Here is a 21,404-nt window from a genome sequence, read left to right as displayed (position 1 = left end):
CCGCTCCACGTATTGCCATTAATGTTTGATAACGTAAAGGTCTTTTGTATAGACGTTATCCATCGGGTCTTTACCGGTGTAGCCACCGACCCACGGTTTCACCAGGCGGGCGTTAACATAGTAATAGACCGGTACGATCGCGCTGTCTTTATCCAGCTGCTGCTCTGCTTTCGCATAGGCCGCCGTGCGCTGTGCTTCATCGGATGCTTTTACGGATTCAGCCATAATTTTGTCGAACGCCGGGCTCTTATAGTGCGCAGTGTTCATTGAGCTGTCAGAAAGCATGGTGTTCAGGAAAGAGGTTGGCTCGTTATAGTCAGCGCACCAGCCCGCACGCGCCACGTCATAGGTGCCCTGATGACGGGTATCGAGGAACGTTTTCCACTCCTGGTTGACCAGCTTCACGTCAATGCCCAGGTTTTTACGCCACAGCGAGGCGGCGGCAATCGCCAGCTTCTTGTGCAAATCAGAGGTGTTATACAGCAGGTTGAAGGTCAACGGTTTATCGGCGCTATAGCCGGCTTCGGCCAGCAGTTTTTTCGCTTCTTCATTCCGTTTTTCCTGCGACCAGGTAAACCATTCCGGCTCGGTCAGCTTCGCGCCATCGGTATACGGCGGGGTGTAGCCGTAGGCCGGCAGATCGCCCTGTCCTTTCACCTTATTGGCAATGATATCGCGATCCAGACCCAGCTTCAGCGCGGTACGCACGCGCACGTCGGTGAACGGCGCTTTCTGGTTGTTAATTTCGTAGTAATAAGTACACAGATACGGGTCAACGTGCAGCTCGTTCGGGATCTCTTTTTTCAGTTTCTGGAAGAGCTCGATCGGCAGCTGGTTATAGGTCATATCCAGTTCACCGCTGCGATAACGGTTAACATAGGTCACTTCAGAAGAGGTCGGCAGCCAGGTGACGGTGTTGATAACGGTTTTGGCATTATCCCAGTAATGCGGGTTGCGCTCCATCACGATACGTTCGTTGACCACCCAGTCTTTCAGGGTGTAGGCGCCGTTGGTGACGATATTGCCAGGCTGCGTCCACTTCTCGCCAAACTTTTCAATCGCTGGTTTATAGACAGGAGACATCGCCGGGTTAACCAGCAGTTTGTAAAAATAGGGTACCGGCTCGCTGAGGGTGACTTCCAGCGTATGGTCGTCAATGGCTTTTACGCCCAGCTCGCCTGGGGCTTTCTTGCCGTCAATGATTTCATCAACGTTGAGGATATGACCATACTGCGGGTAGCTGGCATAAGGAGACGCTGTTTTCGGGTCTACCAGACGCTGCCAGCTATAAACGAAATCCTGGGCGGTAACCGGCTCGCCGTTAGACCATTTCGCATCTTTACGCAGATGGAAGGTCCAGACTTTGAAATCTTTATTATCCCAGCTCTCTGCCACACCAGGGATCGGGTGGCCATCTTTCGGCGAGGTATTCAGCAAGCCTTCGAACAGGTCGCGGCTAATATTCGCCTCGGGCACCCCTTCAATTTTATTCGGGTCCAGCGATTGCGGCTCGGCGCCGCTATTTCGCACCAGCGTTTGCTTATCCGAAAGCTGCACACCGGCTGGGACATCCGCTGCCATAGCCATATTGCCAGCCATGAGCGCGGATAGCACTCCTGCGGCGATCAAACGTTTTTTAGTGATGATGGTCATTGTGTTGTAACTCCAGTCATTATAATTACTGGTTTTTTAACCAGCCTGTTTTTTTCCCCGTTTTCGGGATCTGTCCAACGCAGGAGTGTTTGCGATTGGCAGATTGCTATCACCGACTTATTTATTACGACCGCTCGAACGGCAGTCTTAACGTCGATTCGTTCCCCCTCGCTGGAGGGCAGTTCAGGCGCAATGAGACGATTAAAAATGATTCTCATTTACACGCATAATTCAGCAGACGATAACGGCGGAAAGTACCAAAAGGTAAACACCTCCGCCAATGCAATTTGCAAATATGTTACCGGATTCTCTTTTATTGCCGGCTTTGCCAGCGTCACTAGCGGTTGCCACAATACGCCGATACAAAAATATTCTTATTAATCATATTATTACGACATTTACATCAGTCATCATACTGAGCAGCGACCACAAGATGATTTTTTGTACAAAAATTTAACAATAGATTACTTTTTAGCACATTCATCTGCAGCCTTGTTAAAATTACTAATATCATTTCGATGATCCGACAGCAAGCGCCAGAGAATGATGTGAAGAAAATAACATCACAGGAGGGAGAGACGTGAGGGGAATGTTAAGAGAAATATTTCATATCTTAATGAAAAACATGAAATTAATAGCGATATCGCAAAATAGTATTCCTACCGCCGGTTCCGCGCTGGTTAATAGGTTTTGCTAATAATCGCGCAGGCGTGAAGGGAGCCTCCCCGCCTGCGTGGCAACGAACTAACTCAGCAGCCCCGGGAAGAGCGCTTTAATCCCCGTCACAATAAACTCAATGCCGAGAGCCATCAGCAGCAGGCCCATAATACGGGTGATAACGTTAATCCCTGTCTGCCCCAGCAGACGCACCAGCCATGGCGCCATGCGGAAAATCCCCCAGCAGCAGAGGGCAAAGACCGCAATCGCCAGTGAAAAACCGACGAGATGCACCCAGGAGTGATACCGCGTACCCCACACGATAGTGGAACTGATTGCCCCCGGTCCGGCCATTAACGGTAGCGCGAGAGGAACGACGCCGATGCTCTCCCTCACCGCCGTCTCCGACTTCTCCTGCTTGTTCTGCTTATCTTCGCCGAGCTTACCGCTGATCATCGACATCGCGATGGTCACCACCAGGATGCCGCCGGCGATACGGAAGGAATCAATGGAGATACCAAAAATCTGCAGAATGCCATCGCCGAGAAACAGTGACGTCAGGAGGATGATCGCCACCGACAGGTTGGCGGTCAGGTTGGTCTTATTGCGCACTGCTGCCGGCTGGTAGCTGGTCATACTAATGAACACCGGAATAATGCCCACCGGGTTAACCAGGGCAAATAAGCCGATGAAAAACTTGAAATATGCAGAAAAATCGAACAGTGATTGAGTCACAATGGGCTCCGCAGCATCATCAAAATTGGCGGTTGACTGTTAACAGCATAAAATAACTGCGCGAAACATACGCTTTTTGCATGCAATATTCATTATAAATATGCATAACCCGGTGATATGTATCGAATGTTAGCTATTTGTAGTTTTAATGCTAATCGTTTTTTTAATTTCAAAACCCTCCCATTACACTTGATCGAACCGGTCAAAAAGCAGCCAGCTGAAAGGTATCAGCAGTGCCAATACTTGATCTAAATCACGTAATTTGTACTCAGAAGTGAGTAATCTTGATGACACCAACAGAGTGGAAGGCAGCAGTACCTGAAAGTTAAAAAGAGAAAGCTTTTTTAGTAAATCGGTAAAACAGCGTCCTGATTTTCCTACATAAACATTTACATGCAAGCTGTTTACAGCCTGTCTATAATGTCGAATCGAGCGACTGATTTACTAAAAAAGTTTAACATTATCAGGAGAGCATTATGGCTGTTACTAATATCGCTGAACTGAACGCGCTTGTTGAGCGTGTCAAGAAAGCCCAGCGTGAATATGCCAGTTTCACTCAAGAACAAGTCGACAAAATCTTCCGCGCCGCCGCGCTGGCCGCTGCAGATGCTCGAATCCCTCTCGCCAAAATGGCCGTTGCCGAATCCGGCATGGGCATCGTTGAAGACAAAGTGATCAAAAACCACTTCGCTTCCGAATACATTTACAACGCTTATAAAGACGAAAAAACCTGTGGCGTCCTGTCAGAAGACGACACCTTTGGTACCATCACTATCGCTGAACCTATCGGCATCATCTGCGGTATCGTACCGACCACTAACCCGACTTCAACAGCCATCTTCAAATCGCTCATCAGCCTGAAGACGCGTAACGCCATCATTTTCTCTCCGCACCCGCGTGCTAAAGAAGCCACCAACAAAGCGGCTGACATCGTCCTGCAGGCTGCCATCGCTGCCGGCGCGCCGAAAGACCTGATTGGCTGGATCGATCAGCCGTCTGTTGAACTGTCTAACGCCCTGATGCACCACCCGGACATCAACCTGATCCTTGCGACCGGTGGTCCAGGCATGGTGAAAGCAGCATACAGCTCCGGTAAACCTGCTATCGGCGTAGGTGCCGGTAACACCCCGGTGGTGATTGATGAAACGGCTGACATCAAACGCGCCGTTGCTTCCGTTCTGATGTCTAAAACCTTCGATAACGGCGTTATCTGTGCTTCTGAGCAGTCCGTTGTGGTGGTTGATTCCGTTTATGACGCGGTTCGCGAACGTTTCGCCAGCCACGGCGGCTACCTGCTGCAGGGTAAAGAGCTGAAAGCCGTTCAGGACATTATCCTGAAAAATGGCGCGCTGAACGCCGCTATCGTTGGTCAGCCTGCGGCGAAAATCGCTGAACTGGCAGGCTTCACCGTACCGGCCACGACTAAAATTCTGATTGGCGAAGTCACCGACGTTGACGAAAGCGAGCCGTTTGCTCACGAAAAACTGTCTCCGACGCTGGCGATGTATCGTGCGAAAGATTTCGAAGACGCCGTGACCAAAGCTGAAAAATTGGTCGCCATGGGCGGTATCGGTCATACCTCTTGCCTGTACACCGACCAGGATAACCAGCCGGCTCGCGTGGCTTACTTCGGCCAGATGATGAAAACGGCGCGTATCCTGATCAACACCCCGGCTTCTCAGGGTGGTATCGGTGACCTGTACAACTTCAAACTCGCTCCTTCCCTGACTCTGGGTTGTGGTTCCTGGGGTGGTAACTCCATCTCTGAAAACGTTGGTCCGAAACACCTGATCAACAAGAAAACCGTTGCTAAGCGAGCTGAAAACATGTTGTGGCACAAACTTCCGAAATCTATCTACTTCCGTCGTGGCTCCCTGCCTATCGCACTGGATGAAGTGATTACTGATGGTCACAAACGCGCGCTGATCGTGACTGACCGCTTCCTGTTCAACAACGGCTATGCCGATCAGATCACCTCCGTACTGAAAGCAGCGGGTGTTGAAACTGAAGTCTTCTTCGAAGTTGAAGCTGACCCGACGCTGACCATCGTACGTAAAGGCGCCGACCTGGCGAACTCTTTTAAACCAGACGTGATCATCGCGCTGGGCGGCGGTTCCCCGATGGATGCGGCAAAAATCATGTGGGTCATGTACGAACATCCGGAAACCCACTTCGAAGAACTGGCGCTGCGCTTTATGGACATCCGTAAACGTATCTACAAGTTCCCGAAAATGGGTGTTAAAGCCAAGATGGTGGCGATCACTACCACCTCCGGTACCGGTTCTGAAGTTACGCCGTTCGCCGTTGTGACCGATGATGCGACAGGTCAGAAATATCCGCTGGCAGACTACGCGCTGACCCCGGATATGGCCATCGTCGATGCCAACCTGGTGATGGATATGCCGAAATCGCTGTGTGCGTTCGGTGGTCTGGATGCCGTGACCCACGCCCTGGAAGCTTACGTTTCCGTGCTGGCTTCTGAGTTCTCTGACGGCCAGGCTCTGCAGGCGCTGAAACTGCTGAAAGAGTACCTGCCGGCTTCCTACCACGAAGGTTCCAAGAACCCGGTTGCCCGCGAGCGCGTACACAGTGCCGCCACCATCGCCGGTATCGCGTTTGCTAACGCCTTCCTCGGCGTGTGTCACTCCATGGCGCACAAACTGGGTTCCCAGTTCCATATTCCGCACGGTCTGGCCAACGCCCTGCTGATCTGCAACGTTATCCGCTACAACGCGAATGACAACCCGACCAAGCAGACCGCGTTCAGCCAGTACGACCGTCCGCAGGCTCGTCGTCGCTACGCTGAAATCGCCGATCACCTGGGTCTCTCCGCACCGGGCGACCGTACCGCAGCGAAAATCGAGAAGCTGCTGGCATGGCTGGAAAGCGTGAAAGCTGAGCTGGGTATTCCGAAATCTATCCGCGAAGCTGGCGTTCAGGAAGCTGACTTCCTGGCCCACGTTGATAAGCTGTCTGAAGATGCATTCGATGACCAGTGCACCGGCGCTAACCCGCGCTACCCGCTGATCTCCGAGCTGAAACAGATCCTGCTGGATACCTACTACGGTCGCGAGTTCGTCGAAGGCGAAGCAGTCGCGAAAGCCGAAGCAGCACCGGTGAAAGCTGAGAAAAAAGCGAAAAAATCCGCTTAATCGACAAGCATAAACGTTCTGCAAGCCCCGTCATCTGACGGGGCTTTTTTTTTGCCCACCGACAGCCAAGCTTTAACGCCTGCTAGCCCAACGGAGCGCAGGCAATAAAAAGGCGCCCACAGGCGCCTGGACGAGCTTCTGCGCGTATTAGCTGGGGCGGTGCTGGTTTTGTACCTGAGTTAACGAGCCGACGCTCAGCGCCTCTTTATAATGCTTACGACAAACTGACACGTACCGCTCATTGCCGCCGATGACGACCTGCTCGCCCTCGTTGTAAGGACGCCCCTCCTGATCGAGGCGCAGCACCATACTGGCCTTCCGGCCGCAGAAACAGATGGTTTTCAGCTCCACCAGCTTATCTGACCAGGCCAGTAAATACTGGCTGCCGGTAAAGAGCTCACCGCGAAAGTCTGTCCGCAAGCCATAGCAAAGCACAGGAATATCCAGCGTATCGACAACTTCAGACAGCTCATGAACCTGCTCGCGCGTCAGAAACTGGCTTTCATCCACCAGCACGCAGTGAATCGGCTTTAGCTTGTGCTCTGCGGCAATATCGTTAAATAGCGACGTCTGTGGATTATACAATCGGGCCGGCGAGGAGAGACCGATACGCGAGCTGACTTTTCCGGCGCCAAAGCGGTCATCAATCTCAGCGGTATAAACGACGGTACGCATCCCCCGCTCCTGGTAATTGTACGAAGATTGCAACAGAGCGGTCGACTTACCTGCATTCATTGCAGAGTAGTAGAAATAAAGTTGTGCCATCGGCTGCGTGACCCCAATCAAAGTGTTTTATCGCGGCGGCGATTGTACCATATTTTATGCGTACAGCCGCCCATTCGGCAGGGGTATTGTATCGCAGCTGAAGAGCCTGCAAAGCCAAAGGATTAAGAGGATGAATTGAATTTTCAGGGCCATTATTTGTACGCCCCGTTACGCTACTGGCGGGGTAACCATTGTCTTTTCGTGCTTATAGGGCGGTTACCTATGGGGCTATAAGCGGCGTCGCGCGTTGTTTTATATTAAGCCTCGTAACCAAAAATGCGCTAATACTGACGAGGGTTATTTACCCATGTAAAGGATAATTTTTCTCACCGAACCTCAGAAAAAGCATACCGTCTCAGTGTTTTAGCTTACCTTCTGCTCATCGCTATAAGGATGAAAGATGTGAAGCGGCACGGGAATTTTAACTTAAATTAATTAATTCTCGCGACAAATAACCAGTAATTTTGAATTCCTTACATTCCCCCCTATTGCACAACGCATTTTATCGCTCTATTATTAGTTCAACAAACCACCCCACAATATAAGTTTGAGATTACTACAATGAGCGAAGCACTTAAAATTTTGAACAACATCCGTACTCTTCGTGCGCAGGCAAGAGAATGCACCCTGGAAACGCTCGAAGAAATGCTGGAAAAATTAGAAGTCGTTGTTAACGAGCGCCGTGAAGAAGAAAACGCCGCCGCGGCAGAAATTGAAGAACGTACGCGTAAGCTGCAGCAATATCGTGAAATGCTGATCGCTGACGGTATTGATCCGAATGAACTGCTGAGCACCATGGCAGCCGTTAAAGCCGGTACCAAAACCAAGCGTGCTGCACGTCCGGCTAAATACAGCTATGTCGACGAAAACGGCGAAACCAAAACCTGGACCGGCCAGGGCCGTACCCCGGCGGTGATCAAAAAAGCAATGGATGAGCAAGGTAAATCACTGGACGATTTCCTGATCTAATCTCCGTTGTTACGATATAAAAAATCCCGCTGCGGCGGGATTTTTTTTGCCCCAGGGGCCGATATAAAAAACCGGGAGCGCATCTGCGACTCCCGGTTTTGTGCTTTCAGCAGCGCTGCGGATTACTTAGCAACCGCGGTTTCCAGCCAGGCTTTAAAATCGTCACCCAGCGTTTTGTGGCGAATACCATATTCGACGAACGCCTGCATGTAGCCAAGCTTATTACCGCAGTCATGGCTCTTGCCTTTCATATGATAAGCTTCGACCGTCTCTTTTTCGATCAGCATATCAATCGCGTCAGTCAGCTGAATTTCATCACCGGCCCCCGGAGGAGTCTTCGCCAGCAGCGGCCAGATATCGGCGCTGAGGACATAGCGCCCCACCACCGCCAGGTTGGACGGCGCAACGTCAGCTTTTGGCTTCTCGACCACGCCTACCATCGGCACGCTTTCTCCCGGCTTGAGAGATTCACCTTTGCAGTCAACGACACCGTAAGCGGTCACGTCGTCGACAGGCTCAACCATAATCTGGCTGGCGCCGGTCTCATCGAAACGAGAGATCATCTCTGCGAGGTTATCGCGGCTCAGATCGGATTCATATTCATCCAGAATAACGTCTGGCAGAATAACTGCGACCGGCTCATCACCCACCACCGGATGGGCGCAAAGCACCGCGTGTCCCAGACCTTTTGCCAGGCCCTGACGAACTTGCATAATGGTTACGTGCGGCGGACAAATAGACTGCACTTCTTCCAGCAGCTGGCGTTTCACACGTTTTTCCAGCATCGCTTCCAGCTCAAAACTGGTATCGAAATGGTTTTCGATAGAGTTTTTGGACGAGTGCGTTACCAGAACAATTTCAGTAATTCCTGCAGCGATACATTCATTAACAACGTACTGAATTAACGGCTTATCTACCAGCGGCAGCATTTCTTTTGGAATCGCTTTGGTGGCCGGCAGCATCCTGGTGCCTAATCCCGCAACCGGGATAACCGCTTTTCTGACTTTAGAATTAAGGGCAGCCATTGAAATCTCCTGGACTGTTTGTTTTTTAAACTTCTCGTTACAAATAACGTGTCGAGTATATCAGTCAACCGCGTATTCACTGGTCTGAAAAGCTTCCGATAGCCTCGAATTAGGACTTTTACGCATAAAACTGCTCGATGTTACCACCGCTAAAGGACAACGGGTAATCCCGTCTGCTTAGATATAAATGCAATTGCTCACTCCGCAGACAACATTAAGCGTAAACGGCCTCCCGCCCCCCAAATTTGGCACTGCCATGAGGTACAGCGTTGACTAATTTGATTAAGGTAAGCATCACCCAGGGTGCCCAAAGGAACGCCATTGCTAATCTGAATTTGATGCTCACCGGTATTCAGCGTGCCATTAAGTCCCGCCGACACCAGAATTAAATTCTTCAGTCCGCTGTGGTAATACCCCACTAACAAAGGAAACTGGCCGGGAAGGTTTGCCTGACGCAGGAGCTGATTCACCTGTTTTAGCAGACTCCCCATTTCTGGTAGCCGTTGTCCCTGATGCGCCAGCTGCTCCTGTAGCAAGCCATTGAACAACGCGCGCAATAATAAAGCGGCCAGGACGCCATTATCTCCTGCCCGTGTGACATCCAGACAATAGAAGGCCAAATCATTGTCCGAGAGCGGGGCGATATCGAGTACCAGACCGGGTTTATCCGCCGACACCAGCTGGCGATAATGAATGCGGCAGTGCGACATTTCCTGTTGCACCGGCGGCTGTAATTCCTGCAGTAATCGTGAAGCCGCAATGGGATTACTGACCAGCGCGTCCCAGTCCTCAAATAATCGCTCTTCCTCTTCCACCCGTGAACTGAACATCGCAGGATAGAGGCAGGCATAAACGGTTTCGCGCAGGCGATCGAAATCTTTTACTGGCTTTAACAACACGTCCTGAACGCCAAGCCGCAATGCTTTGGCTATATCGGCCATGTTTTCGGTAGCGGAAATCATCAGGATCGGTAGCTGCTCGCCGCGATTACGCAACGTCTCCACCAGCTCCAGACCGTTCATTCTCGGCATCGAAATGTCGCAAATCATCAGGTCCGGATGCACCTCCGTCATTTTATGCAGGGCATCCTTGCCATCTTCCGCCTGGAAGGTTGTTGCTCCCAGCGAGGTCAGCCATCCATGCAAGAGTGAGCGGAAAACGGGTTCGTCTTCAACTATCAGAATCTGTTTTCCCGCCAATGGCTGCGTCATGATATCTCCCCTGGCTGACGATAATTCAATAGTGGCACGCTATTCTCACTATCGCCTGTCAGAATTTGCTTAAGTCAGGTACTCGTGCGTCAAATCGCGGTACGCACTAAGGGTAATAATTCATCCATTTTCTTTTCTACCGCCAACTGCCCTGCGGTAATCGCCTCGCCGGCGCGATGGAAATCAAGCGTCGAGACTTGCGGACAGTACGGTTGCAACAGGATATCCGGCGGGTCACCCGCCATACGATTGCGTTTAAGACGGTTCTCCAGGACCTGGATAGAGGTGGTCATGATCTCCATCGCCGTCGGCGTCACGGCCATACGGCGGGAACTCATTTGCGTCAAGCGTGCGCGCAGACGAGTATGCCATGGCCCCTCCTTCGCTTCGGCTTCCCGCCGCGGCGTTTCGAGGGAGAATAAATCCTGCTGCATAAGGTGGGCATCATGTTGCAAATCCACGGCAATCACGATATCCGCCCCCATTGCCCGCGTAAGCGATACGGGAACCGGATTGACCACCGCGCCATCGACCAGCCAGTAACCGTTATGCCTGACCGGCGACATTAACCCCGGCATACTGCAGGAGGCTCGAATCGCTAAGTGCAGATCGCCTTCGGTAAACCACAGCTCCCGGCCAGTGCTTAAATTTGTCGCGACGGCGGCAAATCGCCGCTCGCAGTGTTCGATATCGGTCACGGGCATGATGCGGCGATAATGATTGAACACCTTTTCACCCCGCAGTAGTCCACCGCGGCGCCAGGAGAGGTCCATCAGTTTCAGAACGTCCCAGTTACTGAAAGAGCAGACCCAGGACTCAAGGGCCGGGAGTCGGTTACAGGCATACGCCGCCCCTACCAGCGAACCGATAGAGCAACCGGCCACGATATCAATCTCAATGCCGGCCTGCTGGAGGGCGTTGATGACGCCAATATGCGACCATCCGCGGGCGGCGCCCGCACCTAACGCCAGACCAATTTTAAGCTTTCTCATTAGTACTGATAACTATCCTTCCACTCTGAGCGTGGCAACATTGTCACGGCTCAGTTAACATAAAGCCCTTTGGCGTAGAAGCGCCGTTACTCTTTCTTCCATGGAGGCAATTTTGTCGCAATTATGCCCCTGTGGCAGCGCACTGGAGTATAGCTCATGTTGCCAGCGATATCTGTCCGGCGCTGAGCTTGCGCCAGGCCCGTCACAGCTTATGCGCTCCCGTTACAGCGCGTTCGTCATGAAAGATGCCGACTATCTGATCAAAACCTGGCATCCGTCCTGTCAGGCGCAGCAGTTTCGCGCCGAACTGGAGAAAGGCTTTGCCCACACCGAATGGCTGGGCTTAACCCTGTTCGCCAGCGATGATGGACGAGCCGCCAATGAAGGCTTTGTCAGCTTTATCGCCCGCTTTAATGACAATAACCGCCCGGGCGCCATTATTGAACGTTCCAGATTCTTAAAAGAAAATGGACAGTGGTACTATATCGACGGGACACGGCCGCTGATTGGCCGTAACGACCCCTGCCCTTGCGGTACAGGTAAAAAATTTAAAAAATGCTGCGGCCAGTAACGCTACCGCAGCGCTTGCAAACACTACAGGATTTTCCTCGCGATGCATTCATTACAACGTAAAGTACTACGCACTATTTGCCCTGATCAGAAAGGCCTCATCGCGCGTATCACCAATATCTGCTACAAGCACGAACTTAACATTGTGCAGAACAACGAATTTGTTGACCACCGTACCGGTCGTTTCTTTATGCGCACCGAACTGGAAGGCATTTTCAACGACGCTATTCTGCTGGCCGATCTGGACAGCGCCCTGCCGGAAGGCTCGATTCGTGAACTCAATCCGGCAGGCCGCCGCCGGGTAGTGATTCTGGTGACGAAAGAGGCGCACTGCCTCGGCGATCTGCTGATGAAAGCCAACTACGGCGGGCTGGATGTCGACATTGCCGCGGTTATTGGCAACCATGACACCCTGCGCCCGCTGGTGGAACGTTTTGGCATCCCGTTTGAACTGGTCAGCCATGAAGGGCTGAGCCGCGAAGAGCACGACAAGCAGATGGGCGACGCGATTGCCGCCCACGAACCGGATTACGTGGTGCTGGCCAAGTATATGCGCGTTCTTACGCCGGAATTTGTCGCTCGTTTCCCGAACAAGATCATTAATATTCACCACTCGTTCCTGCCGGCGTTTATCGGCGCGCGTCCGTATCATCAGGCCTATGAGCGCGGCGTGAAGATCATCGGCGCCACCGCCCACTACGTGAATGATAACCTGGACGAAGGTCCCATCATTATGCAGGACGTTATTCACGTCGATCATACTTATACCGCAGAAGATATGATGCGTGCCGGGCGCGATGTCGAAAAAAACGTATTGAGCCGGGCGCTGTATCAGGTCCTGGCGCAGCGCGTCTTCGTCTACGGTAACCGGACGATTATTCTTTAATCGACTGAGAAATGAATTGGTTAGCTTTCCGGCGTTACGGGTAAAAATCAGGCAACCAGTTTATTTTTGTCAAAGGAATGCTTTACAGGGGCGCATCATTTGGTATGATGCGCCCCGCTTCCCGAGAAGGAAGCAGGCCAGTACTAAGCATTACCCCGTGGTGGGGTTCCCGAGCGGCCAAAGGGAGCAGACTGTAAATCTGCCGTCATCGACTTCGAAGGTTCGAATCCTTCCCCCACCACCATTCACTTTGCTGAATAGCCTACAATTTGATTTTACCCCTGGTGGGGTTCCCGAGCGGCCAAAGGGAGCAGACTGTAAATCTGCCGTCATCGACTTCGAAGGTTCGAATCCTTCCCCCACCACCATCTTCTTAAAAAACTCCCCAATTCGACTACTCGACGATCTTTTATATTCTGCCCCACGGGGAAGGATGAGAAGCTTCGACTCAGGTTCGACTCGAGCGTAGCGAGAGAACGTTGCCGCAGGCAACGGCCCGAAGGGCGAGGCGCGTTAGCGCCGAGTCATCCTTCCCCCACCATTCTCGCGCTCTCTGCAACCACCTGTACTGCTACCTCCTCGCTCGCGCTTCGCTTAGCGAGGCTACAGATGGTGCCGTTTGGCAGCCCGGACTGGTGCGCCTCACTGCCTCCGGGAAACTCACAGCGGGGGCAGTCGTCTCTTCACCGGCGAACTTTTCACCACCGAGGTATTGCACTGAGCAAATTCAGCCAGGCCGTCAAGCAGCGTATCCAGTTGGGCAATATCACGCACCACCAGTCGCATCACGAAACAATCCTCTCCGGTCACTTTGTCACTTTCGATGCACTCCGGCATCGCCTGGATATATTTATCCACCTTCTGCAGCAGACCAGGCAGCGGCCGGACCCGCACCAGCGCCTGCAGGCTGTAGCCCAGCGCGGCGAGATTCACCCGCGCCCCATAGCCCTGGATCACCCCCCGCTCCTCCAGGCGCTTCACCCGCTCGGCGGTGCTCGGCGAAGTCAGCCCCACCCGCGCGCTCAATACCTTCAACGAGACTCTGGCGTCCTGAGTCAGGCAAGCGAGGATCGCCCGGTCAATTTCATCAAGTAAGTCATTCATGGTTTTTACCTAATTATGAAAGGAATTTCCCCCTGCTTACCTTAATTCAGCCATGTCAGGCTGTCAGGATTTTTCGCACAATAATGGAAAACTTCTGGAGGTGAAATATGCAACTTACCCACGGCGTCTGGCAAATGAGCCTGGCGATGATAATTTCTGGCTCGATCGGCGCGTTCGTGCTGCTCTCTGGTTTGCCGGTAATTGATGTGGTGTTCTGGCGCTGCCTGATTGGCGCGCTCACCCTGCTGCTGTTTATCGTTCTCAACCGCCAACCCTTCAGTCGTCTCACGCGCTTCACCCTCGCCCTCGCGGTGCTTGGCGGCATTGCGCTGGTCATCAACTGGCTGCTGCTTTTTGCCGCCTACTCGCGTATTTCAATTGGCATGGCCACGGTGGTCTACAACACCCAGCCGTTTATGCTGGTACTGATGGGCATGGTGCTGGGGGAGCGAGTCAGCGCCGTAAAATGGGGATGGTTACTGCTGGCCTTCGGCGGCGTGGTGATCCTGCTGTCAAGCGAGCTTGCCCCGGCGCACGGCGATAGTCTCGCGACCGGCGTTTTGCTGGCATTAGGCGCAGCATTTTTCTATGCTCTGACCGCCATTATCGCCCGCAAACTGCATCCGCTCCCTGCTCAGCATATCGCCTTTATTCAGGTGCTGGTCGGCGTCGTGATGCTGCTGCCGCTGGTGCAAATGCCCGAGTTTTCTGCCAGCTTTCCCTGGCGCTATCTGCTGATCCTCGGCGTCGTCCATACCGGGATCATGTATCAGCTTTTATATAGCGCGATACAGAAGCTGCCAACGCCCATTACCGGTTCACTCTCCTTTATTTATCCACTGGTGGCGATGGGGGTCGACTATCTGGTCTTCCACCATGCGTTAACCCCTGTGCAGTGGTGCGGCGGGATGCTGATTCTGTTTGCCGCCGCGGGGAATAACCTCGGCTGGGGCGAAAAAAAACCCCGCCAGAGCGGGGTCAGTCAGCAGTCGCGGGCCAGTTAGCGACGGGCGCGAACAATCTGGTATTTGCGCGTCAGGTACTCTACCGGCGCGCTCCAGATATGAACCAGACGGGAGAACGGGAACAGCAGGAACAGGGTCATACCCAGCACCAGGTGGACGCGGAAGATAAACGCCACGCCATCCAGGTGCTGCGACGCACCGCCGTGGAAGGTGACCACCGACTGCGCCCAGCCGACCAGCTTCATCATTTCGCTGCCGTCCATATGCTGGGCTGAGAACGGGATCGTCAGCAGGCCCAACGCACACTGCACCATCAGCAGGGAGAGGATCAGAATATCCGCGCCGGTGGTGGTGGCGCGAACGCGCGGGCTGAGCAGACGACGCTTGAGCAGCAGTAAACCGCCCACCAGGGTCATCACGCCGCAGGCGCCGCCGGCGATCATCGCCATCTTCTGCTTGACGTCGATCGGCAGAAAGGATTCATACATCCAGTGCGGCGTCAGCATGCCGAGGAAGTGGCCGGCGAAAATGCCGAGGATGCCGATATGAAACAGATTCGACGCCAGATTCATCCCTTTACGGTCCAGCATCTGGCTGGAGGCCGCGCGCCAGGTGTACTGACCGTAGTCATAGCGCAGCCAGCTGCCGATCAGAAACACCGAGCCCGCAATGTACGGATAAATGTCAAAGAAGAACATATTAAGGAAGTGCATTATTGCTGTCCTCCGTTAGAGATATTCAGATATTGCGGGGCCACGGCTCCGGCAAAACGACGCTGGTGAGCGGAAATCTCCGACTCGCCGCAGCCCTGGTCGGCAAAGAATTTAACCTGTTCTTCTTCCCAGACTGCGTCCAGCGCCTGCGGCGTATCGTCGCGGGCTTCGTCGGCAATCTTCTCCGCCACCTTCTGGCTGTCGACCTGAGTGTTGGCCAGCTTCAGCAGCAGCTCGAACAGCACCGCATAGCGGCTCTCGCGCTGCTGCAGGCGCGCGCTGAGCAGGCCGAGGATCGGCGCGACGTCCCGCAGGCCGCCAAGGGCTTCCTCTTCCGGCAGCTGCGCCAGATACTCCAGATACAGCGGCAGATGATCCGGCAGCTCATGGCTATCGAACAGCAGACCGTGGCGCTCATACTGCGCCATCAGGTCAACCATCGCCTGGCCGCGATCGCGGGATTCGCCGTGCACGTGTTCAAACAGCAGCAGCGAGGTGGCCCGGCCGCGGTCAAACAGTTCGCTGTAGGCCGCCTGGGCATCCAGCGGATCCTGAGCCAGCAGATCGCGCAGAAAAACGCCCAGCGCGTGAGCATCTTCTTTGCCGAGTTTCTCCGATGACGCGAGCGCCTCGAACATCTCCTGCTGATGCTGCCATAAGGCAGCGTCAGGGTATTCGAGCAAACGCGACACAATCACAAGTTCAATCATGCGTGCGGCTCCGTTTTGCTGGTCACGTCGATGGCGTCGATGCGACGGCTGTTGAACAGGTTGAACTGGCTGTCAGAGCCGTGGCAGCCGTCGCCAAAGCTAAAGCCGCAGCCATTTTTCTCCGGAAACGCTTCCCGCGCCTGTTCCCGATGGCTGCTCGGCACCACGAAACGATCTTCGTAGTTGGCGATCGCCAGGTAGCGGTACATCTCCTGAGCCTGCGCTTCGCTTAAGCCCACCTCTTCCAGCGCGCGGGTATCGACAACGCCGTCAACGGTTTCCGCCCGCTTATAGTGACGCATCGCCAGCATCCGCTTCAGGGCCAACAGGACCGGTTGGGTATCGCCGGCGGTCAGCAGATTCGCCAGATACTGCACCGGAATACGCAGGCTTTCCACGTCCGGCAGGATCCCGTTGCTGCCCAGTTCGCCGGCATCGGCGGCGGACTGAATCGGCGACAGCGGCGGCACGTACCAAACCATCGGCAGGGTGCGATATTCCGGGTGCAGCGGCAGGGCCAGCTTCCAGTCCATCGCCATTTTCCAGACCGGCGACTGCTGCGCGGCTTCAATCACGCCCTGCGGTACGCCATCTTTCAGCGCCTGCTCAATCACTTTCGGGTCGTTCGGATCGAGGAACACGTCCAGTTGACGCTGATAGAGATCTTTCTCGTTCTCGGTGCTGGCGGCATTTTCGATCGCGTCCGCGTCATACAGCAGGACGCCGAGGTAGCGGATTCGGCCCACGCAGGTTTCGGAGCATACCGTCGGCATTCCGGATTCAATACGCGGGTAGCAGAAGATGCACTTCTCAGATTTCCCGCTCTTCCAGTTGAAGTAGATCTTCTTGTACGGGCAGCCGGTGATGCACATCCGCCAGCCGCGGCACTTGTCCTGGTCGATCAGCACGATGCCGTCTTCTTCACGCTTATAGATGGCGCCGCTCGGGCAGGTTGCGACGCACGCCGGATTCAGGCAGTGCTCGCACAGGCGCGGCAGATACATCATGAAGGTGTTCTCGAACTGGCCGTACATCGCCTTCTGCATGTTGTCGAAGTTCTGGTCTTTGGCGCGCTTTTCAAACTCGCCGCCGAGGATCTCTTCCCAGTTCGGACCGCTGGTGATCTTGTCCATCCGCTGGCCGGTGATCAGCGAGCGCGGACGGGCGATCGGCTGGTGTTTACTCTCCGGGGCGTTATGCAGGTTCTGGTAGTCGTAATCGAACGGCTCGTAGTAATCATCAATGCCCGGCAGATGCGGGTTCGCGAAGATTTTACCTAACAGCATCGCGCGGTTGCCCATGCGCGGCTGCAGCTTGCCGTTGATTTTGCGGATCCAGCCGCCCTTCCATTTCTCCTGGTTTTCCCAGTCGTTCGGAAAACCGACGCCAGGCTTACTCTCCACGTTATTGAACCAGGCGTACTCCATCCCTTCCCGGCTGGTCCAGACGTTTTTACAGGTTACCGAGCAGGTGTGGCAGCCGATGCATTTATCGAGATTCAGCACCATGCCGACTTGTGAACGAATTTTCATTTTACGCTCTCCTGTACCTGGTCATTGCCTTCGCCGTCTAACCAGTTAATGTTCTTCATCTTACGTACCACCACAAACTCATCGCGGTTGGAGCCGACGGTGCCGTAGTAGTTAAAGCCATAGGCCAGATGGCCATAGCCGCCGATCATATGGGTCGGTTTCGGCGTAATACGGGTAACCGAGTTATGGATCCCGCCGCGCTGACCGGTGACTTCAGAGCCAGGCAGGTTCACGATGCGTTCCTGCGCGTGGTACATCATGGTCATCCCGGCCGGCACGCGCTGGCTCACCACCGCGCGCGCCGTCAGGGCGCCGTTGGCGTTGAACACTTCGATCCAGTCGTTATCTTCGATACCCAGATCTTTCGCATCCGCCTCGCTCATCCAGACGATCGGACCGCCGCGTGACAGGGTCAGCATCAGCAGGTTATCGCTGTAGGTCGAGTGGATACCCCATTTCTGGTGCGGCGTCAGGAAGTTCAGCGCCTTCTCCGGGTTGCCGTTGGACTTCTCGCCCATCACCGCTTTCACCGAGCGGGTGTCAATCGGCGGACGATAAACCAGCAGGCTCTCGCCAAAGTCGCGCATCCACTGGTGATCCTGATACAGCGACTGACGACCGGACAGGGTACGCCATGGGATCAGCTCGTGAACGTTGGTGTATCCGGCGTTATAGGAGACGTGTTCGTCTTCCAGCCCGGACCAGGTCGGGCTGGAGATGATTTTCCGCGGCTGCGCCTGAATATCGCGGAAACGGATCTTCTCGTCTTCTTTGTTCAGCGCCAGGTGCGCGTGCTCGCGGCCGGTGATTTCGCTCAGCGCTTTCCACGCCTTCACCGCCACCTGACCGTTCGTTTCCGGCGCCAGGGTGAGGATCATCTCCGCGGCGTCGATGGCCGTTTCCAGCTTCGGCTGACCTTTCGCCGGGCCTTCGGCCTTGGTGTAGTTGAGCTTACGCAGCAGGTCCATTTCGCTCTGGGTATTCCAGGCGATGCCTTTCCCGCCGTTGCCGATGGTTTCCAGCAGCGGGCCAATGGAGGTGAAGCGCTCATAAGTCGCCGGATAATCACGCTCGACCGGAATAATATGCGGGGCGGTTTTCCCCGGAATCAGGTCACATTCGCCCTTCTTCCAGTCTTTGACGTCCAGCGGCTGCGCCATTTCCGCGGCGGAATCATGCTGGATCGGCAGCGTAACGACGTCGGTTTCTTTACCGAGGTGGCCCACGCACACTTCAGAGAATTTCTTCGCGATACCTTTATAGATATCCCAGTCGCTCTTCGATTCCCAGGCCGGGTCAACGGCCGCCGACAGCGGATGAATAAACGGATGCATATCCGAGGTATTCATGTCGTCTTTTTCGTACCAGGTGGCGGTCGGCAGCACGATGTCGGAGTAGAGACAGGTGCTCGACAGACGGAAGTCGAGGGTCACCACCAGGTCCAGTTTGCCGTCGAGGCCGTTATCGCGCCATTCGACTTCTTCCGGCTTCACGCCGCCCTGCTTGCCAAGGTCTTTACCCTGAATGCCGTTCTCCGTACCCAACAGGTACTTGAGCATGTACTCATGGCCTTTACCGGAAGAGCCCAGCAGGTTGGAACGCCAGATAAACAGGTTACGCGGATGGTTTTTTCCGTTTTCCGGCTGCTCTGCCGCAAAGCGAATCGATCCCTCCTTCAGAGATTTGACGGTGTAATCCACCGGCGTCATGCCCGCTTTTTTCGCCTCATCGGCGATGCGCAGCGGGTTTACGCCCAGCTGCGGCGCCGACGGCAGCCAGCCCATCCGCTCGGCGCGGACGTTGAAGTCGATCAGATGGCCGCTGTAGCGGGATTTATCCGCCATCGGCGAGAGCAGCTCCTGCGCGGTCACGCTTTCATAGCGCCACTGGCTGGAGTGGTTATAGAAGTACGAGGTGCTGTTCATATGACGTGCCGGGCGTTGCCAGTCAAGGGCGAACGCCAGCGGCTGCCAGCCGGTCTGCGGACGCAGTTTTTCCTGGCCCACATAGTGCGCCCAACCGCCGCCGCTCTGGCCGACGCAACCGCAGAAGATCAGCATGTTGATCAGACCGCGGTAGTTCATGTCGAGGTGGAACCAGTGGTTGAGACCCGCCCCGACGATAATCATCGACCGACCATGGGTTTTATCGGCGTTATCGGCAAACTCGCGGGCGGTACGGATAATATGCGCGCGGGAGACGCCGGTAATTTTCTCCGCCCAGGCCGGAGTGTAGGCTTTCACTTCATCATAGCTGGCGGCGCAGTTGTCATCGTTCAGACCGCGCTCCAGGCCATAGTTGGCCATGGTCAGGTCGTACACGGTGGTCACCAGGGCGGTGGAGCCGTCAGCCAGCTGCAGGCGTTTAACCGGTAGTTTGTGCAGCAGAATGTTTTCCAGCGCGACTTTGTTGAAGTGTTCAGAACCTTCGCCGCCGAAGTACGGGAAGCCGACGTCCGCGACCTCGTCATGGCTGCCCAGCAGGCTCAGACGCAGCTCAATCTCTTCGCCGGTTTTACCGTCGCGCTGTTCGAGGTTCCATTTGCCTTTGTCGCCCCAGCGGAATCCGAGGGAACCGTTCGGCACGGTCAGATCGCCCTTCTCATCAAAGGCGACGGTTTTCCATTCCGGATTCTTCTCCTGACCAAGGGAATCCACGAGGTCGGACGCGCGCAGCGTGCGGCCGGCGGCGTAATAGCCGTCGCGCTCCTCAAGCATCACCAGCATCGGCATGTCGGTGTAGCGACGCACATAATCGGTGAAGTACTGGCTCGGTTTATCAAGATGGAACTCACGCAGCATCACGTGGCCCATCGCCAGCGCCATCGCGGCATCGGTACCCTGCTTCGGCGCCAGCCACAGATCGCAGAGCTTGGCGATTTCGGCGTAGTCCGGGGTGATGGCGACAGTTTTGGTCCCTTTATAGCGAACTTCGGTAAAGAAGTGCGCATCCGGGGTACGGGTCTGCGGCACGTTGGAGCCCCAGGCGATGATATAGCTGGAGTTGTACCAGTCGGCGGATTCCGGCACGTCGGTCTGCTCGCCCCAGGTCATCGGCGAGGCCGGCGGCAGGTCGCAGTACCAGTCGTAGAAGCTCAGGCAGGTACCGCCGATCAGCGACAGGTAACGAGCGCCGGAGGCGTAGGAGACCATCGACATCGCCGGGATCGGCGAGAAGCCGGCCACGCGATCCGGACCGTAAGTTTTCACGGTATAGACGTTGGAGGCGGCAATCAGCTCATTCACTTCCTGCCAGGAGGAGCGGACAAACCCGCCGCGACCGCGAGCCTGCTTGAAGCTTTTCGCTTTGTCGGCGTCTTCGATAATCGAGGCCCATGCCTCAACCGGATCGCTATGCTGGACCTTCGCTTCCCGCCACATCTTCATCAGGCGTTTGCGCATCAGCGGGTATTTCAGGCGGTTCGCGCTGTAGAGATACCAGGAGTAGCTGGCGCCGCGCGGGCAGCCGCGTGGTTCGTGGTTTGGCAGGTCCGGACGGGTGCGCGGATAGTCCGTTTGCTGGGTTTCCCAGGTCACCAGTCCGTTTTTGACATAAATCTTCCAGCTGCATGAACCGGTGCAGTTGACACCGTGAGTGGAACGCACAATTTTGTCATGCTGCCAACGTTGACGGTATCCATCCTCCCAGTCCCGGTTGGTGTTTAGAAGCTGGCCGTGCCCATCGGCAAAGGTTTCACCCTTCTGTTTGAAGTAGCGAAACCGGTCCAGGAATTTACTCATCGGGTTTCTCCTGATATGGAGCCTG

At 54.7% G+C, this 21,404-nt stretch carries 18 protein-coding genes, 2 tRNA genes and 1 other RNA gene; 9 read left to right on the top strand and 12 right to left on the bottom strand.

Annotated features, from left to right (window positions below; all coding sequences use genetic code 11):
* Positions 1-18: 18 nt before the first annotated feature.
* The 3 genes from oppA to ACOI7D_RS09345 form a co-directional block, all read right to left on the bottom strand.
* On the bottom strand, positions 19-1,653 hold the full coding sequence (gene oppA, locus ACOI7D_RS09355; protein WP_023290124.1) for an oligopeptide ABC transporter substrate-binding protein OppA: 1,635 nt from the start codon (positions 1,651-1,653) through the stop codon (positions 19-21).
* 744 nt (positions 1,654-2,397) lie between these two features.
* Positions 2,398-3,045: a YchE family NAAT transporter gene (locus tag ACOI7D_RS09350; RefSeq protein WP_002910095.1), complete on the bottom strand. Its 648-nt coding sequence runs from the start codon at positions 3,043-3,045 to the stop codon at positions 2,398-2,400.
* A 183-nt stretch (positions 3,046-3,228) separates the two neighbouring features.
* Positions 3,229-3,444, bottom strand: a complete 216-nt coding sequence (locus tag ACOI7D_RS09345) for a hypothetical protein (protein WP_032428896.1) — start codon at positions 3,442-3,444, stop codon at positions 3,229-3,231.
* Between the two features lie 77 nt (positions 3,445-3,521).
* Here ACOI7D_RS09345 and adhE point away from each other — a divergent pair, with 77 nt between their 5' ends.
* A complete protein-coding gene (gene adhE, locus ACOI7D_RS09340) occupies positions 3,522-6,197 on the top strand; it encodes a bifunctional acetaldehyde-CoA/alcohol dehydrogenase (protein ID WP_109547202.1) in 2,676 nt (891 codons plus the stop codon).
* Between the two features lie 147 nt (positions 6,198-6,344).
* On the opposite strand, the gene tdk is transcribed toward adhE, so the two are convergent.
* On the bottom strand, positions 6,345-6,962 hold the full coding sequence (tdk, locus tag ACOI7D_RS09335) for a thymidine kinase (RefSeq protein WP_032429180.1): 618 nt from the start codon (positions 6,960-6,962) through the stop codon (positions 6,345-6,347).
* 7 nt (positions 6,963-6,969) lie between these two features.
* Between tdk and ACOI7D_RS09330 the strand changes: the two genes are divergently transcribed.
* Together ACOI7D_RS09330 and hns are read left to right on the top strand one after the other, a co-directional pair.
* Positions 6,970-7,101: a hypothetical protein gene (locus ACOI7D_RS09330; RefSeq protein ID WP_032428897.1), complete on the top strand. Its 132-nt coding sequence runs from the start codon at positions 6,970-6,972 to the stop codon at positions 7,099-7,101.
* Positions 7,102-7,523: 422 nt separating this feature from the next.
* Positions 7,524-7,931, top strand: a complete 408-nt coding sequence (gene hns, locus ACOI7D_RS09325; RefSeq protein WP_002910103.1) for a histone-like nucleoid-structuring protein H-NS — start codon at positions 7,524-7,526, stop codon at positions 7,929-7,931.
* 122 nt (positions 7,932-8,053) lie between these two features.
* Here the strand turns inward: hns and galU are convergent, their stop codons facing one another.
* The 3 genes from galU to rssA all read right to left on the bottom strand — a co-directional run bounded on the left by galU (position 8,054) and on the right by rssA (position 11,159).
* A complete protein-coding gene (gene galU / locus ACOI7D_RS09320) occupies positions 8,054-8,956 on the bottom strand; it encodes a UTP--glucose-1-phosphate uridylyltransferase GalU (RefSeq protein ID WP_023290127.1) in 903 nt (300 codons plus the stop codon).
* 197 nt (positions 8,957-9,153) lie between these two features.
* The gene (rssB, locus tag ACOI7D_RS09315; protein ID WP_023290128.1) at positions 9,154-10,167 is read right to left on the bottom strand and encodes a two-component system response regulator RssB; all 1,014 of its coding nucleotides are present in this window, start codon (positions 10,165-10,167) and stop codon (positions 9,154-9,156) included.
* 89 nt (positions 10,168-10,256) lie between these two features.
* Positions 10,257-11,159: a patatin-like phospholipase RssA gene (gene rssA, locus ACOI7D_RS09310; RefSeq protein ID WP_109547201.1), complete on the bottom strand. Its 903-nt coding sequence runs from the start codon at positions 11,157-11,159 to the stop codon at positions 10,257-10,259.
* Positions 11,160-11,271: 112 nt separating this feature from the next.
* Here rssA and ACOI7D_RS09305 point away from each other — a divergent pair, with 112 nt between their 5' ends.
* From ACOI7D_RS09305 to ACOI7D_RS09285, 5 genes are all read left to right on the top strand, one after another.
* Positions 11,272-11,730, top strand: coding sequence for a YchJ family protein (locus ACOI7D_RS09305; protein WP_117140825.1), 459 nt, complete (start codon positions 11,272-11,274; stop codon positions 11,728-11,730).
* A 42-nt stretch (positions 11,731-11,772) separates the two neighbouring features.
* Entirely contained in the window at positions 11,773-12,615 is an 843-nt protein-coding gene (gene purU / locus ACOI7D_RS09300) for a formyltetrahydrofolate deformylase (protein ID WP_004203178.1), read from the top strand.
* Positions 12,616-12,774: 159 nt separating this feature from the next.
* Positions 12,775-12,859: transfer RNA gene (locus ACOI7D_RS09295), tRNA-Tyr, on the top strand.
* 39 nt (positions 12,860-12,898) lie between these two features.
* A tRNA-Tyr gene (locus ACOI7D_RS09290) sits at positions 12,899-12,983 on the top strand.
* Between the two features lie 44 nt (positions 12,984-13,027).
* A non-coding RNA gene (locus ACOI7D_RS09285) (RtT sRNA) lies at positions 13,028-13,159 on the top strand.
* 116 nt (positions 13,160-13,275) lie between these two features.
* Here ACOI7D_RS09285 and ACOI7D_RS09280 read toward each other — a convergent pair.
* On the bottom strand, positions 13,276-13,719 hold the full coding sequence (locus ACOI7D_RS09280; RefSeq protein WP_023290130.1) for an Lrp/AsnC family transcriptional regulator: 444 nt from the start codon (positions 13,717-13,719) through the stop codon (positions 13,276-13,278).
* A gap of 107 nt (positions 13,720-13,826) precedes the next feature.
* Here ACOI7D_RS09280 and ACOI7D_RS09275 point away from each other — a divergent pair, with 107 nt between their 5' ends.
* Positions 13,827-14,723: a DMT family transporter gene (locus ACOI7D_RS09275; RefSeq protein WP_109547199.1), complete on the top strand. Its 897-nt coding sequence runs from the start codon at positions 13,827-13,829 to the stop codon at positions 14,721-14,723.
* Here ACOI7D_RS09275 and narI read toward each other — a convergent pair.
* The 4 genes from narI to ACOI7D_RS09255 are packed head-to-tail and all read right to left on the bottom strand — an operon-like array spanning position 14,720 to position 21,379.
* Positions 14,720-15,397: a respiratory nitrate reductase subunit gamma gene (gene narI / locus ACOI7D_RS09270; protein WP_002910189.1), complete on the bottom strand. Its 678-nt coding sequence runs from the start codon at positions 15,395-15,397 to the stop codon at positions 14,720-14,722. The two genes, ACOI7D_RS09275 and narI, sit on opposite strands and share 4 nt — an antisense overlap.
* Positions 15,397-16,107 (bottom strand): nitrate reductase molybdenum cofactor assembly chaperone, encoded by a 711-nt coding sequence (gene narJ / locus ACOI7D_RS09265; RefSeq protein ID WP_109547198.1) that lies wholly within the window; start codon positions 16,105-16,107, stop codon positions 15,397-15,399. The genes narI and narJ overlap by 1 nt, the downstream gene beginning before the upstream one ends.
* A complete protein-coding gene (narH, locus tag ACOI7D_RS09260; protein WP_023290133.1) occupies positions 16,104-17,639 on the bottom strand; it encodes a nitrate reductase subunit beta in 1,536 nt (511 codons plus the stop codon). The genes narJ and narH overlap by 4 nt, the downstream gene beginning before the upstream one ends.
* Complete coding sequence (locus tag ACOI7D_RS09255; protein ID WP_023290134.1) at positions 17,636-21,379, bottom strand: nitrate reductase subunit alpha; 3,744 nt, start codon at positions 21,377-21,379, stop codon at positions 17,636-17,638. The genes narH and ACOI7D_RS09255 overlap by 4 nt, the downstream gene beginning before the upstream one ends.
* Positions 21,380-21,404: the final 25 nt, after the last annotated feature.

This window comes from Klebsiella sp. C360, from assembly GCF_048822415.1.
Classification (GTDB): domain Bacteria; phylum Pseudomonadota; class Gammaproteobacteria; order Enterobacterales; family Enterobacteriaceae; genus Klebsiella; species Klebsiella quasipneumoniae.
Note: the sequence above shows the minus strand (reverse complement) of the source record. Positions and strands in the feature narration are given on the sequence as shown.

Excerpts from the sequence above, each read along its gene's own strand:
- rssB (WP_023290128.1), bottom strand. The coding sequence starts at position 10,167 with ATGACGCAGCCATTGGCGGGAAAACAGATTCTGATAGTTGAAGACGAA.
- narJ (WP_109547198.1), bottom strand. The coding sequence starts at position 16,107 with ATGATTGAACTTGTGATTGTGTCGCGTTTGCTCGAATACCCTGACGCT.
- ACOI7D_RS09255 (WP_023290134.1), bottom strand. The coding sequence starts at position 21,379 with ATGAGTAAATTCCTGGACCGGTTTCGCTACTTCAAACAGAAGGGTGAA.
- galU (WP_023290127.1), bottom strand. The coding sequence starts at position 8,956 with ATGGCTGCCCTTAATTCTAAAGTCAGAAAAGCGGTTATCCCGGTTGCG.
- hns (WP_002910103.1), top strand. The coding sequence starts at position 7,524 with ATGAGCGAAGCACTTAAAATTTTGAACAACATCCGTACTCTTCGTGCG.
- rssA (WP_109547201.1), bottom strand. The coding sequence starts at position 11,159 with ATGAGAAAGCTTAAAATTGGTCTGGCGTTAGGTGCGGGCGCCGCCCGC.
- purU (WP_004203178.1), top strand. The coding sequence starts at position 11,773 with ATGCATTCATTACAACGTAAAGTACTACGCACTATTTGCCCTGATCAG.
- tdk (WP_032429180.1), bottom strand. The coding sequence starts at position 6,962 with ATGGCACAACTTTATTTCTACTACTCTGCAATGAATGCAGGTAAGTCG.
- narH (WP_023290133.1), bottom strand. The coding sequence starts at position 17,639 with ATGAAAATTCGTTCACAAGTCGGCATGGTGCTGAATCTCGATAAATGC.
- ACOI7D_RS09275 (WP_109547199.1), top strand. The coding sequence starts at position 13,827 with ATGCAACTTACCCACGGCGTCTGGCAAATGAGCCTGGCGATGATAATT.
- ACOI7D_RS09280 (WP_023290130.1), bottom strand. The coding sequence starts at position 13,719 with ATGAATGACTTACTTGATGAAATTGACCGGGCGATCCTCGCTTGCCTG.
- oppA (WP_023290124.1), bottom strand. The coding sequence starts at position 1,653 with ATGACCATCATCACTAAAAAACGTTTGATCGCCGCAGGAGTGCTATCC.
- narI (WP_002910189.1), bottom strand. The coding sequence starts at position 15,397 with ATGCACTTCCTTAATATGTTCTTCTTTGACATTTATCCGTACATTGCG.
- adhE (WP_109547202.1), top strand. The coding sequence starts at position 3,522 with ATGGCTGTTACTAATATCGCTGAACTGAACGCGCTTGTTGAGCGTGTC.